This window comes from Clostridium sp. 'White wine YQ' (assembly GCF_028728205.1).
Lineage (GTDB): Bacteria > Bacillota > Clostridia > Clostridiales > Clostridiaceae > Clostridium_T.
On sequence record NZ_JAQYUU010000001.1, the window covers coordinates 1,919,139 to 1,935,457 of the forward strand.

General features: G+C 30.6%; 13 protein-coding genes, 1 riboswitch and 1 other annotated feature. Of the genes, 2 read left to right on the forward strand and 11 right to left on the reverse strand.

Annotated features, from left to right (window positions below; all coding sequences use genetic code 11):
* Positions 1-232 precede the first annotated feature (232 nt).
* A complete protein-coding gene (locus tag PTZ02_RS09660) occupies positions 233-760 on the forward strand; it encodes a sigma-70 family RNA polymerase sigma factor (RefSeq protein WP_274227579.1) in 528 nt (175 codons plus the stop codon).
* Positions 750-2,051, forward strand: coding sequence for a DUF4179 domain-containing protein (locus PTZ02_RS09665; RefSeq protein WP_274227580.1), 1,302 nt, complete (start codon positions 750-752; stop codon positions 2,049-2,051). Before PTZ02_RS09660 ends, PTZ02_RS09665 begins: the two co-directional genes overlap by 11 nt.
* Before the next feature lie 54 nt (positions 2,052-2,105).
* Here PTZ02_RS09665 and PTZ02_RS09670 read toward each other — a convergent pair whose 3' ends face one another.
* The 11 genes from PTZ02_RS09670 to PTZ02_RS09720 all read right to left on the reverse strand — a co-directional run bounded on the left by PTZ02_RS09670 (position 2,106) and on the right by PTZ02_RS09720 (position 16,175).
* On the reverse strand, positions 2,106-3,512 hold the full coding sequence (locus PTZ02_RS09670) for an NCS2 family permease (RefSeq protein ID WP_274227581.1): 1,407 nt from the start codon (positions 3,510-3,512) through the stop codon (positions 2,106-2,108).
* Between the two features lie 124 nt (positions 3,513-3,636).
* Positions 3,637-3,738, reverse strand: a riboswitch (purine riboswitch).
* 44 nt (positions 3,739-3,782) lie between these two features.
* A complete protein-coding gene (gene yaaA, locus PTZ02_RS09675; RefSeq protein ID WP_274227582.1) occupies positions 3,783-4,550 on the reverse strand; it encodes a peroxide stress protein YaaA in 768 nt (255 codons plus the stop codon).
* Between the two features lie 66 nt (positions 4,551-4,616).
* The gene (locus PTZ02_RS09680; protein ID WP_274227583.1) at positions 4,617-6,167 is read right to left on the reverse strand and encodes a cell wall-binding repeat-containing protein; all 1,551 of its coding nucleotides are present in this window, start codon (positions 6,165-6,167) and stop codon (positions 4,617-4,619) included.
* Between the two features lie 144 nt (positions 6,168-6,311).
* Positions 6,312-7,100 (reverse strand): TIGR00266 family protein, encoded by a 789-nt coding sequence (locus tag PTZ02_RS09685; protein WP_274227584.1) that lies wholly within the window; start codon positions 7,098-7,100, stop codon positions 6,312-6,314.
* A gap of 285 nt (positions 7,101-7,385) precedes the next feature.
* Positions 7,386-7,442, reverse strand: a sequence feature (sodium ion sensor (DUF1646 type); this cis-regulatory element may regulate processes involved in with the transportation of sodium ions).
* Between the two features lie 65 nt (positions 7,443-7,507).
* Positions 7,508-8,665, reverse strand: a complete 1,158-nt coding sequence (dnaJ, locus tag PTZ02_RS09690) for a molecular chaperone DnaJ (protein ID WP_274227585.1) — start codon at positions 8,663-8,665, stop codon at positions 7,508-7,510.
* An 88-nt stretch (positions 8,666-8,753) separates the two neighbouring features.
* Positions 8,754-10,607, reverse strand: a complete 1,854-nt coding sequence (gene dnaK, locus PTZ02_RS09695) for a molecular chaperone DnaK (RefSeq protein WP_274227586.1) — start codon at positions 10,605-10,607, stop codon at positions 8,754-8,756.
* A 33-nt stretch (positions 10,608-10,640) separates the two neighbouring features.
* Entirely contained in the window at positions 10,641-11,261 is a 621-nt protein-coding gene (gene grpE, locus PTZ02_RS09700; protein WP_443112617.1) for a nucleotide exchange factor GrpE, read from the reverse strand.
* Positions 11,262-11,271: 10 nt separating this feature from the next.
* Positions 11,272-12,303, reverse strand: coding sequence for a heat-inducible transcriptional repressor HrcA (gene hrcA, locus PTZ02_RS09705; protein WP_274227588.1), 1,032 nt, complete (start codon positions 12,301-12,303; stop codon positions 11,272-11,274).
* Between the two features lie 235 nt (positions 12,304-12,538).
* Positions 12,539-13,669 (reverse strand): radical SAM family heme chaperone HemW, encoded by a 1,131-nt coding sequence (gene hemW, locus PTZ02_RS09710; protein ID WP_274227589.1) that lies wholly within the window; start codon positions 13,667-13,669, stop codon positions 12,539-12,541.
* A 91-nt stretch (positions 13,670-13,760) separates the two neighbouring features.
* Positions 13,761-15,566, reverse strand: coding sequence for a translation elongation factor 4 (gene lepA / locus PTZ02_RS09715; protein WP_274227590.1), 1,806 nt, complete (start codon positions 15,564-15,566; stop codon positions 13,761-13,763).
* A gap of 270 nt (positions 15,567-15,836) precedes the next feature.
* Positions 15,837-16,175, reverse strand: a complete 339-nt coding sequence (locus PTZ02_RS09720; RefSeq protein WP_274227591.1) for a hypothetical protein — start codon at positions 16,173-16,175, stop codon at positions 15,837-15,839.
* Between the last annotated feature and the right edge of the window lie 144 nt (positions 16,176-16,319).

The window sequence follows — 16,319 nt, forward strand, 5'->3', positions numbered from 1 at the left end:
CTCTTTATACTTTTATTATAATGGATAATATTTATTTGTCAATAAATATTATCCATTATAGTTTAATTTTAACTTCTCCTATATAATGCAAAAATCATATTATATCCCACTTAATCGACATGTAAATTCTTTAATGCATTATAAATAAAATCCATGGTAAAATTTTATTATGAATTTTTTGGAACCAACTCTCACCTTCAACTGTCTAATAGGTGAAAAAGGAGGGATAGAATTGTTTTTATTAGTTAACAAGGCTAAAAAGGGTGATAAAGAAGCCTTTTCAAAATTAATTAAAGATATACGTGTAGATTTATATAAAATCTCAAAAGGTTTTTTCAAAAATGAAGAAGATGTTAAAGATGTAATTTCTGAGACAATATTAACCGCATATGAAAAAATCAATACATTAGAAAATGATAAACTTTTTAAGACTTGGATAATAAGAATTTTAATAAATAAGTGTAACGATACTTTTAAGAAAAATTCAAAAATAATCTTCTTAAATAATGAAATTTCTGAAATGACCCACGAAGATGATCACATTGAATATTATGATCTCTATAATGCTATTAAGCTTCTTAATGAAGATATTCAAAATATCGTTATTTTATATTATTTTAATGATTTATCCATCAGTGAAATATCTAAAATAACAAATATAAAAGAAGGTACCATTAAATCTCGACTAGCAAGGGGACGAGAGAAACTATATTCTATTTTAAATAATGAGAAAGAGAGGCACTATTTAAATGATAAATAATAGTTTTGATAATAAAATAAAAGAAACCACTTCTACACTCACACCAAGTAATGATTTTATAAATTTTACAGATGATCTTCTAAATTCATTAGAAGATAAGAAATATAGAAAAAACAAAAAGAGAGTCCTTCCGTTAGTAGCATCTTTCACATTAATATTTGTATTACTCTCACTTTCACCTGTATATGCAAGCTTAAATAGTATGTTTGATAAGTTTAAATCACTAAATGTATTTAATAAAAATAATAATAAGGACTATATAAACACCTTAAATACTACTATAAAGGATTCTAATTTATCTTTTACTTTTAATGACTTAGTTATTAGTGGTGATTCTCTTATATTAAGTTACAAGGTTAATTCTCCTAATAAATTCACCTCTTTACCTGGAATATGGGATTCAGATTTAGAAATTAACAATAAAACATTAAGAGATCCACTTACTACAGAATACGGAACTTTTACTTCAACTGATTCTGGTTATACTTATGATATGGTGTCTATCATTGACATACTTGATATTAAGAACTTACAAGATGAAGAAAATTACAAACTAAATTATGAAATAAAAAATTTCGACGGAGTTAGTGGGAAATGGAACATTTCATTGAATGTCCCCAAAGATAAATTATATGATAAAGTGTATTACGCTAATACAGATAAAGCACTAAAAACTGAATATGGAGATATGCATTTTAATGAAATATCTTTAGGCCAATTTTATACCAAAGCAAAATATACTGTATCAAATGACAAATTCCCTTCGATTAACTATATTATTAGAACTGATAAAAACGAAACCTTGTATGACTATCATGGTTCCTCAGGTTTAAGTGATGGCACTACCATCGGAGAATCATATTTTTCACCTATAAAAGAAAAACCAAACAAAATAACACTTATACCTTTTAAATATAGTGGAAACATGAATGATGGTAAACTAATTAAGGAGATTCCATCCTCAGAGCTATTAAACCTTCAAAAGCCTTATTCATTAAAAATAGATGATAAATTAACCATTAACATTTTAGATGTTTCTTATAAAAATAATGTTCTTCAAATTAAATATAGATTTGATGGAATATGCTTTAACCCTAATTTAATAGAATTAAGATACAATGATGGAACTTATGTAAATGAGCAGTATGGATTTAACCCCAGCTTAAGAAGATTAGATGAAGGTACATTAACCTATGAAATAAATAATCTCGATGATTTTAAATTAGTAATTAAAGACCAAGATAACATTATACCTGAGTATGATAAACAAATAGAACTTACCGTAAAGTAGCTAAAAAATAGGACCTCTCAAACTATGTTGAGAGGTCCCTTTTCTTATTTAATATTAATCTGGCATTAATATAAATCTTAATATAAATAGCAATGCTAATACATACATTATAGGATGTACGTCTTTTCTTTTTCCTGTTAATAGCTTCATAATTGGATAAAATATTATACCAACAGCTATTCCATTAGCAATTGAATATGTAAATGGCATCATTGCAATTGTAAAAAATGCTGGCAGTGCTTCGGTAAAATCTGAAAAATCTATTTCTTTTACTGAGCTAAGCATTAATACACCTACGATAATAAGTGCTGGTGCTGTAGCACTTTGAGGAACTATTCCAATAAGTCCGCTAAAGAATAAAGACAATGCAAATAATATACTTACTACAACATTTGAAAGGCCAGTTCTTGCTCCTGCTGCTATTCCTGCTGATGACTCAACCACTGTAGCCAAAGTAGTTGTACCTAAAGCTCCCCCTATAGTTGTAGCTACTGCATCTGAAAATAGTGATTTTCTTAAATTCTTCGCTTCTCCATTTTCATCTAACATTCCTGATGTTTGAGCTGTTCCTACTAATGTTCCAAGTGTATCAAATAAGTCTACTAAACTCAAAGTAATAACTACCATAAATATTGTTAAGGCTGCTCCTAAGACCCCTCCGCCATTATGGCTTAACAATCCTTTAAAGTCTTGAGCAAAGAAAGTTTGTCCTATTGGTGGTAACGAAAATACTTGAATACCTGATAACTTTGTTATTCCCATTGGTATTCCAATTATAGTTGTTATTATTATTCCAATTAACATGGCTCCTTTTATATTTCTAGCCATTAAAATTCCTATTATTATAATACCTATTATAGTTAATATAACTGCACCATTCTTAAAATCACCAAATGCCACTAAAGTTGCTGGGTTAGCGACAATAATTCCACCATTTTTTAATCCTATAAGTGATATAAACAAACCTATTCCTGCAGTTATTGCATATTTCAAGTTTTGCGGCATAGCATAAACTATTTTCTCTCTTATTGAAGTAAGAGTGATAACAATAAATAGAATACCTGAAACTGATACTGCTGCTAAGCCTTGTTGCCAAGTATAACCTAATTTTAAACATATATTAAATGTAAAGAAACTTACTAAGCCTAGTCCTGGTGCTAGAACAAATGGCATATTAGCATAGAAAGCCATAATAAGTGTTCCAACTGCAGCTGCAATACATACAGAAGCAAATGCTGAACCTATTATAGGATCTGATGCAATTGTTAAATTTGCAGCCTCATCACCTTTTAAGCCAAGTGAATTCATTCCACCTAGTTTCAATATGTTAGGGATTACTAATAAGGCATATGCAATTGTTACAAATGTTGTAAACCCTCCTAAAACTTCTGTTTTAACATTTGTTTTGTTTTCTTTAAGTTTAAACACTCTCTCAAAGAAATTAGTTTTTGAATTATCCATCTCAATGTTTCCTCCTAAGTAAAATAAAAAAATTAGATTTAATAATCTAATTACTTGTTTTCGTTGCATCAAAAAGCACCAGCTTAGTTTAGGTAAACCAAAGCTGGTGCCACTCTTGGGTAAGCGATACCATTGATTTACCCATAGAGAGAACTTTTACGGAATCCTCGTAGAAACATCTGAACCTTATCATCAGATATATATGGGCTAGGACTTTTCTTTTCAACTAGACTATTATAATAACACTCATGGGGAAATGTCAACAAGCAATTATCCCCTCAAAAATATTAGTTGCGAATTATTTGATTCTGTTTTAGAAAACTTATACCCTTCGAGGTTGAATTTGTTTAATTCTTCAATGCTATCGATCTTATTCTCAATTAAATACTTTGCCATCAATCCTCTTGCTTTCTTTGCATAAAAGCTTATTATTTTATATTTTCCACTTTTATAATCCTTAAAAATTGGGGTAATTACATTAAATGAATGGGATATTTTATTTAAATTTATCACCTTGCTATACTCTTCCGATGCCAAATTAATTAATATATTCCCCTTCTGCTGTTCAAGTTCCTCTATAATCCCCAGGGTTATTTTTTCTGTCCAATAATCATATAGATTTTTATGATTTGAAATTTTAAGCTTTGTCCCCATTTCTAACCTATATTCTTTAATTCTATCTAACGGCTTAATCATACCGTATAATCCCGATAAAATTCTTAAATGCTCTTGAGCATATAAAATATCTTCTCTTGAAAATTCTTCTACATTTAATCCTTTATAAACTTCACCATCAAAAGCAAATATAGCTTCTTTGGTATTATTTAAAGTATCGTCAAAAGCTTGATTCCTAAAAAAATTTAGTTCAGCTAATTTATCTGAAATCTTCATTAATGAAGAAATATCTTCTGGAGCATATTTTTTTAATTCATCCATTATTATTTCTGCTTCTTTAATGAACATAGGTAACTGATTTGATTCAATCTTTGATTGTTTTTTAAAATTCATTGTTTTAGCCGGTGAAATTACGTATATCATTCTGTTATCCTTCTCTAATTTGTTTTTATCTTATTATACTTTAAAGAATGATTATTAGTAAATAGCCTATATTCCCGGTTCATGTAGATATGAGGTCACATATTTGTCTTTCTCTAATGCGTCAAATAAACCCGGTACTGATTTATATCCAATACCTTCTCTAATCATATCTTTTCTATCCAATTTATATTCCTTACTTGCTTTAAGCACCCTATCTTTTTCTTCGTTTGAATATGCAATATTCAATATTAAATTTATAGGATTAATTTCATTTGCCTTTTCTGTTCTTGCGAAAAACTTACAATCCTTAATCTTTCCTTCTTTATATAAATTATATATCGTTTGTCCACATTTCAAATGTTGGGGATGAATATCAAACTTATATGTGTGTGCAACATGTGTAACGTTTGTAAATTTGTTTTCAAATTCTAGAGCTATTTTGCTTAAGTCATCATAATTACAATTACTTTCTGGTTCATTTAAAAAGATTATATTGTTTAAATCCAATCCTAACTGTTCATCTGCCGCCTTCAATTCATTATTTCTTAGAGTTGCCTTTTCAGCCACCGTTAGATTTTTATATCTATCTCCCATCAAAACTCCACTTTCATCTCCATCTGATACAACTACTAAGTATACATTTTCACGTCCTACTGATTCAATAGCATCAACAATTGCACTTCCTGCAAATAATACCTCATCATCTTGGTGCTGAGAATAGAACACTACCTTTTCCTTATATATATACCCTTTTGCTTGACCTATAGCAATGCTGTTAATATCACCTAAAGAAGTAAAGCTTTTCGCACCTGCTAACACTGTTTTATCTGAATAATTCTCAACAAGAACTACAGGTTCCTTCATTACTGAAGATGTTAGTGCGTCAATTAGTTCCTCTGATTTACTCAAATAAACATGATTTCTATTTGGAAAAAAGTAATCAATGACCTCTTTATTAGTTTCAAATCTGCTTTTCCCACCTATCCTAGTGGTAAAAGTATCAAACCATGCACCTATAACTCCTTGTCCTCCAATTGAGTAAGAATCCACATTTCTTTTATATCCAGTGGATATTCCATTAGTTAAAATTATTGGATTTTTACTTTTTGCAGCTTCAGGTGATATACTCATCGCATCCGCTTGTCCAACATCTCCGTTAACATAAAACACTTGTTGTATTCCTTTTGTAGCCTCTATCTTATTTGCAACAGCAATTGAGGTTGCATATCTATCTGCACCACCTAACCTTTCAGTAGATATTCCTCTCATGTTTAAAATTCTCTCAACATTTTTAGAAATAACTCCCTCTCCACCTACTATATATACTTTATTAACTGACTTAAGCCCATCTAATGTTTTCTCTGGTATTGAATCTTTTTCTGTTAAGAGTATAGGTGAATCCGTGGTTCCACTAAGTCCACTTGCAGATAATCCATCTACTATCGAATAACCATTTACTAATATTGCTTGAGTATAATTCATTTTCTGGGCTATCATATAGGCCGTTTCATATCTATCTTTTCCTTTTATCGAATCAACTTCAACTGCATGTGCAGTTTTCATTTGAATTAGTATACTTGAAAATAGAATAGTTAAAAATATCATTTTTTTCTTCATAATTACCACCTAAATATTAAATCTGTCCTTTATTTATATTGCTTATAATTCTAATCTACTTTAATAATTTCAAAAAAAGAAACTTAACTTTGATTATCATCAAAGTTAAATCTCAATAAATCTCCTTCTTCTTAGCGCTATCTATTAGTTATCACCATCTAAGAAATTACCAAGTGAACCTAATATACTACCTTCTTCTCTTCCTGTTCTCCCGCCCATTCCTGCAGACATCATTCTAGATGCAAGTCTGCTAAATGGTAAGCTTTGAATCCATACCTTACCTGGTCCTCTTAAAGTTGCAAAGAATAAACCTTCTCCACCAAATAGTGCATTTTTAAATCCACCTACAAATTGAATATCATAATCAACTGATGAAGTCATTGCAACTATACATCCTGTGTCTATCTTAAGCACTTGACCTGGTGCTAAATCTTTTTCAATTACAGTTCCTCCAGCATGTACAAATGCAATCCCATCTCCTTGAAGCTTTTGAAGTATAAATCCTTCTCCTCCAAATAATCCTGCACCAAACTTTTTAGTAAAAGCTATACCTACCTGAGTTCCTTTTTGTGCACATAGGAAAGAATCCTTTTGACATATAAGTGTTCCCCCATACTGAGAAAGGTGAATTGGTAAAATTTTTCCTGGATAAGGTGCTGAGAAAGATACCATAGCTCTATCATAACCCTTATTAGTAAAGGTAGTCATAAATAAACTTTCTCCTGTAATAACTCTTTTCCCTGCAGAGAATAATTTATCCATAAAACCACCTTGATTTGAACTTCCATCTCCAAATGTTGTCTCCATTTCAACAGTTGTATCCATCATCATCATAGCTCCGGCTTCTGCAACCATTGTTTCATTGGTGTCTAACATAACCTCCACAAACTGCATATCATCCCCATGTATAACATAATCAATATTTTGAGCCATATGTCTTCCTCCTAAATATATTCTAATTTAATTTAAACAAAATTTTGGAAAATTTTCAATTGTTTTATTTCATCAAATTGCTACATACTAAACATAGTCAAACTTTATGTATTATTCTCTTTGTATTATACACTCTTTAACTCTTCCTTAATTTCTGTAAACTTTAAATTTACCAGCAAAAATTAATCCAATCAAAACAATCATAGATATGCAGAATTTCTTATATTTAGTATCCTTTCCTATAATCTATAAATTTATATAAAAAAAGCGGGAAACTCAAAATTGAGCTTCCCACCCCAGAAACAAAATTACTTGTAACAAATAATATAAATTTGTCCAACCGAATTTACCTATATTCTTTTTCAAGTACTATTATAGTATAAATAAAGATCTATTCAATCTTTAAGCTATTCTCCAAAAATTTTATCCATGAAACTCTTTTTGCCTTTACCTTCTTTATGTTTTTCGTTGCTATTTGTATGAGTTTCTCCAGATGCTTCCATAAATAATCTTAAGGCTTCTTTTTGTTGTTCATTTAAGTTCTTAGGGATATCAACTATTACTTTTACATATTGATCTCCTCTTACTGTTGAATTGACCCTATGAACACCTTTATTCTTAAGTCTAAATAAAGTTCCTGATTGAGTTCCAGCAGGTACATTATATTTAACTTCACCATCTACTGTAGGTACTTTAATTTCAATACCTAAAGCAGCTGCTGCCATTGATATATGTTCATCAATATATAAATCAAAGCCTTTTCTAGTATATACCTTAGATGGTGCAACTACGATTTTTATATATAAATCTCCTGGAGGACCTCCGTTTACACCATGCTCACCTTGTCCCCTTAGTGGTATTACATTATTTGTATCTACACCTGCAGGTATATTAACTTTAATCTTTCTATTTTTTCTAACTCTTCCTTTTCCTTTGCAATCTGGACAAGGAGTATCAACTGTCTGACCAGTTCCTCCACACACATCACAAGCTGAAGTACTTACGAAACTTCCTAGCGGTGTTCTTCTCTCAACTCTAATTTGTCCTGATCCATTACATCTAGTACAAGTCTTTGGTGATGTTCCAGGTTTTGCTCCAGATCCATGGCAAGTATCACAATTTTCTGTTCTTGTTACTGATATTTCCTTTTCAACTCCAAAAATAGCTTCTTCAAATGTTAAGTGAAGAGTATATTCCATATCATTTCCTTCTCTTGGAGCATTTCTTCTTCTTCCTCCAGCATTACCGCCGAATCCTCCACCAAAGAAACTTTCAAATATATCTCCAAAACCTCCCATTTCAGAGAAGTCAAATCCACCAAATCCACCTTGACCAAAGCCAGCGCCATCAGCAGTTCCAAATTGATCATATTGAGCTTTCTTTTGAGGGTCACTTAATACCTGATAAGCTTCATTTATTTCCTTAAATTTTTCTTCTGCTTCTGCATTTCCTTGGTTCTTATCAGGGTGATATTTAATTGCAAGTTTTCTAAAGGCCTTTTTTATTTCATCATCTGAGGCACCTTTTTGAATTTCAAGCACCTCATAATAGTCCTTTGAAGCCATATATTCACCACCTATTAACTTAGTTAAAGGGAAGAGAGCCTCCCTTCCCTATCAAACTATTATATGCTATTTGTTAGCTTAGTTTCAACTATTTATCTTCATCTACTTTAAAATCAGCATCTACTACATTATCATCTTTTGGTCCTTGAGAACCTGCTCCTGGATTTCCACCCATGTTGTTTGGATCAAATCCTTGACCTTCTGGGTTTGCTGCTTGGTAAATCTTAGATGAAATTGCATAGAATTCTTGAGTTAATTCATCAGTAGCCTTTTTAATTGCTTCTAAATCATCTCCATCTTTTACTTTCTTAACTTCTTCTAATTTAGCTTCTATCTTGCTCTTATCTTCAGCTGAAACTTTATCACCTAAATCAGTTAGAGTCTTTTCAGTTTGATATACTACTTGATCTGCATTATTCTTTATCTCTATAGCTTCTTTTCTCTTCTTATCTTCTTCAGCAAATCTTTCTGCTTCTTTTACTGCCTTATCTATTTCATCATCAGAAAGGTTAGTTGAAGCTGTTATTGTAATATTAGCTTCTTTACCAGTTCCTTTATCTTGTGCAGATACTTTAACTATACCATTAGCATCTATATCAAATGTAACTTCGATTTGTGGAATTCCTCTTGGTGCTGGTGCAATTCCAGATAGAGTAAATCTACCTAAAGTTTTGTTGTCAGCAGCCATTTGTCTTTCCCCTTGAACTACATGGATTTCAACACTTGTTTGACCATCTGCTGCAGTTGAGAAGATTTGGCTCTTCTTAGCTGGTATTGTTGTATTTCTTTCAATTAATGGTGTAGCTATTCCACCCATTGTTTCAATTCCTAGAGTTAATGGAGTTACGTCTAGTAATAATACATCCTTAACATCTCCAGTTAAAACTCCACCTTGAATTGCAGCTCCTACCGCAACACATTCGTCTGGGTTAACTCCTTTTGAAGGTTCTTTTCCTGTAAATTCTTTAACTGCATCTTGAACTGCTGGTATTCTAGTTGATCCACCAACTAATAATACTTTATCAATATCCCCTATAGATAATCCAGCATCATTTAATGCTTTTCTCATAGGTTCAATAGTTCTTTGTACTAGATCATGAGTTAATTCATTGAATTTTGCTCTAGTTAATGTTAAATCTATGTGCTTTGGACCTGTTGCATCAGCTGTTATAAATGGTAAATTGATTATTGTTTGAGTTGAAGATGATAATTCAATCTTAGCTTTTTCTGCTGCTTCTTTTAATCTTTGAAGTGCCATCTTATCGTTCTTTAAATCTATTCCATTTTCAGCTTTAAATGTATCTGCTATATAATCTATAACTTTTTGGTCAAAGTCATCTCCACCTAGGCGTGTATCTCCATTAGTTGCTTTAACTTCGAAAACTCCATCTCCTAGTTCAAGTATTGATACGTCGAATGTACCACCACCTAAGTCATATACAAATATTCTTTGGTTAGTATCCATTTTATCCATACCATATGCTAAAGCTGCAGCTGTTGGTTCGTTTATAATTCTTAACACTTCTAATCCAGCTATTCTTCCTGCATCTTTAGTTGCTTGTCTTTGAGAATCATTAAAGTATGCTGGTACTGTTATAACTGCTTGAGTTACAGTTTCACCTAAATAACTTTCAGCATCAGCTTTAATCTTTTGAAGAACCATTGCTGATATTTCTTGTGGTGAATGATCCTTTCCATCTATGTTTACCTTATGGTTTGTTCCCATGTGTCTCTTTATTGAAATTATAGTTTTATCAGGATTTGTGATTGCCTGTCTTTTAGCAACTTGACCTACTAATCTTTCTCCATTAGCTTGGAATGAAACAACTGATGGAGTAGTTCTAGCACCTTCAGCATTAGCTATAACTACTGGATCTCCTCCTTCCATAACAGCTACACAAGAGTTTGTGGTTCCTAAATCAATTCCTATTACTTTTCCCATAATAATATCCTCCTATTTATCAAATAAATTTTGCTAGTTTACAACTTTAACCATTGAATATCTAATTACTTTATCAGATTTCTTATAACCTTTTAAGAAAACTTCTGCTATTTTGTTTGGACCAAAATCTTCATTTTGTTCATGCATAACTGCTTGATGAAGATTTGGATCAAAATCTCCTGAGGCATCTATTTCTTCTACACCAAGTTTTTCTAGTGCTCCATTAAATCCTCTTTGAGTCATTTCTATTCCTTTTTTTAGATCTTCAATAGATCCATCTACTGCTAAAGCTCTTTCTAGGTTATCTAAAACTGGAAGAATTTCTTTAATTACATCAGTAGTTGCATCAGTATAGATACCTTCTTTTTCTTTTTGAGTTCTTTTTCTGAAGTTTTCATATTCTGCAGTTATTCTTAATAGTCTATCTTTTAATGCTTCAATCTCATTATTCAATTTAGTGTTTTCATCACTTAATTTTGTGTTTTTCTCTTTTAAGATCTCTTCGATTGATAAAACTTCTTCAAATTCTTTATCTTCTGAAACTTCAGCTTCTTCTAAAGTTTCTTCTAAGTTTGCGTCTTCCTCTACTTCTAAATTTTCATTTTCAAATTCTTCAGTTGTATTCTCCTTTTTTGTCAAGAAATCACACCTCATCTCTCTAGTATTATTTTAAGCTTTGCTTATTAAACAAAGTATTTAGCTCTTTCATTACCTCAGCCATAATAGATATTACCTTTGAGTAATCTATTCTCCTTGGCCCGATAAGTCCTATAGTACCTAGCGGTCTTTCTCCCAAAGTATATTCTGCAGTAATGACACTACAGTCTTTAGCTTGTGGTAAGAAGTTTTCATCACCAATCTTTATTGAAATACCTTTGTCTGTGGTAATAAGTTCATTAACGTATTCCTTATTATACAAAAGTTCTAGTATTTCTTTAGCTCTTTCTATATCGTTATATTCAGAGTAATTAAATATATTGGTTGTACCTTCCATAAAAACCTCCGAAGAGTTAGAGGATTTAAGGGTTTCATAAAGCAAAGATAACATTCCATTTAGAATTTCATCAAAGCCTTTTAACTCTAATGTTAACCTATTAATTACTTCAAGATTGATTTCTTCAATTGTTAAATTAACAAGTCTCTCATTTAATATATTATTTATTTTATTTAAAACTTCTGGGCTTAAACTTCTGCTTACTCTAAGCAAACCATTCTTTACAACTCCATTGTCTGTTACTATTATGCAGAGAACATTAAAATCATCTATCTTAACAAGCTGAGCTGATTTCATATAGCTCTTTTTAACCGAAGGAGCTTTTACAACACAAGTTAATCTAGTAAGTTCTGATAATAATGTTGAAGTTTGTTTTAACACCTTATCAACTTCAAATAAAGCCATATCAATAATATATTTTTTTATCATTAACTCTTCTTCTGTGCTTAAGGTTTTATATTCCATAAGCTTATCAACATAAAGTCTGTAGCCTTTGCTAGAGGGAACTCTTCCTGCAGACGCATGAGGTTGCTCTAAATATCCCATCTCTTCTAGATCTGCCATTTCATTTCTTATAGTTGCAGAACTTATTCCTAAGTCATATTTCTTTGATAGTGTTCTTGAACCTACAGGTTCAGCTGTTTTCACGTAATCATTAATTATAGCTTGTAGAATTCTTATCTTTCTATCATCTATTGACATAGTTTCACCTCTTTTTGTTAGCACTCATTACAATCGAGTGCTAATGACTACGATTTAAATATATTATTTCTAAGTTTTTTTGTCAATTAACAGATAGTATAATAATGTTTGCTTTTTTATTGTTTTTAAAGAAAAACTATTATTTGCTCTAAGTTACTCCATTAATCTCCTTATTACTATAATTTTCAAAAATATTTACATGATTATGATAAATTCAAAGATAACAAATTTACAGTTACTTATCTAAAATAAAGTCTTTCATAACATAATTACTTAGTTCTATGCCTTTTTTACTTAAATATATCTTTCCTTTTTCTCGTATTAATAAACCCTCACTTATGTGAAAATTTATAACTTTTTCATATATACTATCTATTTCTTTATTAAATTTTTTCTTAAATATAGCTTCATCGATTCCTTCTTTTTTTCTTAAGCCTAAAAACATAAATTCTTCAATTAAATCTCCTTCCTTTAAATTAATAGTTTCAATATTAGCACTTTTATTACTGTTAATCGCTTCTATATATTCCTTTATATTTTCTGTATTTTTTATTCGTTTTCCATCTATTAATGAAGCTGAAGAAGATCCACAGCCTAAATATTCATCTAGCTCCCAATATACCTTATTGTGTCTGCATTCTTTGTCTTCCTTTGAAAAATTTGAGATTTCATATTGTAAATATCCTTTTTCGTTCAAGTAATCCACACAATACTCATACATTTCTCTTTCCTCATCCTCAGAGGGTAACTTTAGTTTGTCCTTTTCCCATAAGTTATAAAAAGCCGTTCCTTCCTCGATTATGAGAGAATAAGCAGAAATATGCTCTGGATTTAGCTCAGTTATTTCACTTAAAGTGTTTTTAAAATCTTCTACTGATTGATTTGGCAATCCAAACATTATATCAACATTTATATTATTAAATCCCATTTCTCTCGCTAAAGAATAATTACTTTTGAATTCCTCAAAGCTATGAATCCTTCCTATTTCTTTAAGGATACTATTTTTAGTACTTTGTAATCCTAAACTTAATCTATTTACACCATAACTTTTCATGATTTGTAATTTTTCTTCTGTTAGGCTTCCTGGATTACATTCCATGGTAAACTCTAACTCTCTATTTAAGGACAATTTATTTATTTCTTTAAGAAGCTTAGTTAAATCCTCTTCGTTTAAATAACTTGGAGTTCCACCTCCAATAAACACGGTATTATAACTATACTTTGATGCTTCTCTAGATATTTCTTTGCACAATGAATTTATATATTCCTCCATCAATGCATCTTTTCCACTATAAGATGGAAAATCACAATACATGCACTTTTGTTTACAAAAAGGAATATGTATATATAAAGAAATGTTTTTCATTATAATTGCCTCCTAATTATAATTAAAACTCAGAAGGAACTTAGGATTTTAAATATACTTCTAAAATCCTTTATCCCTCTGAGTTTTATATTTAATCTACTTTTAAAACTGCCATGAATGCTTCTTGAGGTACTTCCACCGAACCTACCTGTCTCATTCTCTTCTTTCCTTCTTTTTGTTTCTCTAGAAGTTTCTTCTTTCTAGAAATATCTCCACCATAACATTTTGCTAATACATCTTTTCTCATAGCTTTTACGGTTTCTCTAGCTATTACTTTAGCTCCAACTGTAGCTTGAATAGGTATTTCAAAAAGTTGTCTTGGTATAATTTCTTTTAACTTTTCTGCAATCGCTCTTCCTCTGCTATATGCTCTTTCTTTTGGAACAATCATTGAAAGTGCATCCACTGAATCACCATTTAATAAAATATCTAATTTTACTAATTCAGTTCTTACATATCCCTTTAATTCATAATCTAAGGATGCATATCCCTTAGTTCTTGATTTAAGGGTATCAAAGAAATCATAAACAATTTCATTTAACGGAATATCATAATGAATAACAACTCTTGTTGCTTCTAAATATTCCATATCTATAAAGTTACCTCTTTTTTCTTGACATAACTCCATAACTGCACCAGTATAATCTGTTGGTGAAATTATTGAAGCCTTTACCATAGGTTCTTCCATATAATCAATCTCAGTCATTGGAGGTAAATTAGTTGGGTTTGTTAATTCTATAAGAGTTCCATCTGTTTTATAAACCTTATATATAACTGATGGGGCTGTAGTTATAATATCTAAATTAAACTCTCTCTCTATTCTTTCTTGTATTATCTCCATATGTAATAATCCAAGGAATCCACATCTAAATCCAAATCCTAAGGCAATTGAAGTTTCCGGTTCAAAGTTCAGAGCAGCATCATTAATTTGAAGTTTCTCTAAAGCTTCCTTAAGTTCTTCATATTTAGCTCCATCAACTGGATATATTCCTGAGAATACCATAGGTACTGCCGGCTTATATCCTTTTAATGCTTCAGAGGTTTCTCTACCCTTTTCGGTAATAGTATCACCAACTCTAGCATCTCTTACATTTTTTATTGATGCAGTAATGTATCCAACATCTCCTGCACTTAATTGATTTATTGGTAAAAAGTTAGGCGTGAAAACTCCTACTTCTGTTACTTCGTATACTTTATTTGTTGCCATTAGTTTAATTTGAGTTCCTGGCTTAACTACTCCATCTCTAACTCTAACATAGCAAACTACACCCTTATAACTATCATAATATGAGTCAAAAATTAATGCCTTTAATGGAGCTTCTTCATCTCCCTGTGGATATGGAACCTTTTCAATAACAGCTTCTAGAACATCTTTAATATTTAATCCAGTTTTAGCTGAAATTAAAGGTGCATCATGAGCTTCAATTCCAATTACATCTTCGATTTCTTGCTTTATCTCATCAGGTCTTGCACTTGGAAGATCTATTTTGTTTATAACTGGTACGATTTCTAAATCGTTATCTAAGGCAAGATAGCAATTTGCTAATGTTTGCGCCTGAATCCCCTGTGTTGCATCAACAACTAGAATTGCTCCCTCACATGCAGCTAAACTTCTTGAAACCTCGTAGTTAAAATCTACATGACCTGGTGTATCTATAAGATTTAATATATATTCTTCTCCATTATCCCTTCTATAAATTAATCTTGCAGCTTGAGATTTAATTGTAATCCCTCTTTCTCTCTCAAGTTCCATGTTATCTAAAACTTGCTCTTCCATTTCTCTTTGAGTAAGGGTTCCAGTCTCTTCTAACAACCTATCTGCAAGAGTTGACTTACCATGATCTATATGTGCTACTATTGAAAAATTTCTTATATGTTTTCTTCTTTCACTCTGCATATTAAATCCATTCTTATAAATTATAGATAATCAATAGTTGATACTTGTTATCTTAAGGTTATAAGAACAGCACTCACCCCCGTGTAAAATAATCAGATAAATTATAACACAAGTATCCTTCATCATGTCAACTAATTATAGGTTTTTAAGTTCAACTATTAACTTATTTATGTAAGTATAAGTTTAGTTTCCTATCAAAAACCCTATATAGATATTTAGGTAATTTCATCTGCTTTTTTATATTGCTCAACTTTGAAAATATCATGACAATTATTTAAATATATTTTTTATATCTTCATAAGCACCATTAATATTGCTTTTAATTGAGTTTACAAAATTAAAATTCCCCTTTAATTTATACTCCTGACCGTTTATCTCTAAAATATATTTTCCACCGTCAACCTGATGTATCTTAAGTATTGCTTTATCAAGGATAAAATTAGAAAATTCATTTCCAAAGTCATCTTTAATGTTATCAAAATTTACTCCTTGAAGATTATTATTTTTTTCACTAAATGCTTTTGTATTTATAATGTTTATTTTAATAATCCCAAAAAATATAGTGATTAATATAATTAACAATGGTAATATCATACGTAACTTTTTCAAAAAAAGCACCCCCTAGATTTTATAAATATAATGCAAAAATCATAATACATCTCATTGTCCAACTCTTAGTTGAAACGTCTAAAAGCTTAACAGTGACATGTAAATTCTTTAATGCATTATATATATCTATAAGGATGCTCATTT

What these genes read in the sequence shown, in the direction of transcription:
- hrcA (WP_274227588.1), bottom strand. Translation starts at nt 12,303, where the DNA reads ATGTCAATAGATGATAGAAAGATAAGAATTCTACAAGCTATAATTAAT.
- PTZ02_RS09670 (WP_274227581.1), bottom strand. Translation starts at nt 3,512, where the DNA reads ATGGATAATTCAAAAACTAATTTCTTTGAGAGAGTGTTTAAACTTAAA.
- yaaA (WP_274227582.1), bottom strand. Translation starts at nt 4,550, where the DNA reads ATGATATACGTAATTTCACCGGCTAAAACAATGAATTTTAAAAAACAA.
- PTZ02_RS09665 (WP_274227580.1), top strand. Translation starts at nt 750, where the DNA reads ATGATAAATAATAGTTTTGATAATAAAATAAAAGAAACCACTTCTACA.
- PTZ02_RS09685 (WP_274227584.1), bottom strand. Translation starts at nt 7,100, where the DNA reads ATGGCTCAAAATATTGATTATGTTATACATGGGGATGATATGCAGTTT.
- hemW (WP_274227589.1), bottom strand. Translation starts at nt 13,669, where the DNA reads ATGAAAAACATTTCTTTATATATACATATTCCTTTTTGTAAACAAAAG.
- PTZ02_RS09680 (WP_274227583.1), bottom strand. Translation starts at nt 6,167, where the DNA reads ATGAAGAAAAAAATGATATTTTTAACTATTCTATTTTCAAGTATACTA.
- dnaJ (WP_274227585.1), bottom strand. Translation starts at nt 8,665, where the DNA reads ATGGCTTCAAAGGACTATTATGAGGTGCTTGAAATTCAAAAAGGTGCC.
- grpE (WP_443112617.1), bottom strand. Translation starts at nt 11,261, where the DNA reads ATGAGGTGTGATTTCTTGACAAAAAAGGAGAATACAACTGAAGAATTT.
- dnaK (WP_274227586.1), bottom strand. Translation starts at nt 10,607, where the DNA reads ATGGGAAAAGTAATAGGAATTGATTTAGGAACCACAAACTCTTGTGTA.
- lepA (WP_274227590.1), bottom strand. Translation starts at nt 15,566, where the DNA reads ATGCAGAGTGAAAGAAGAAAACATATAAGAAATTTTTCAATAGTAGCA.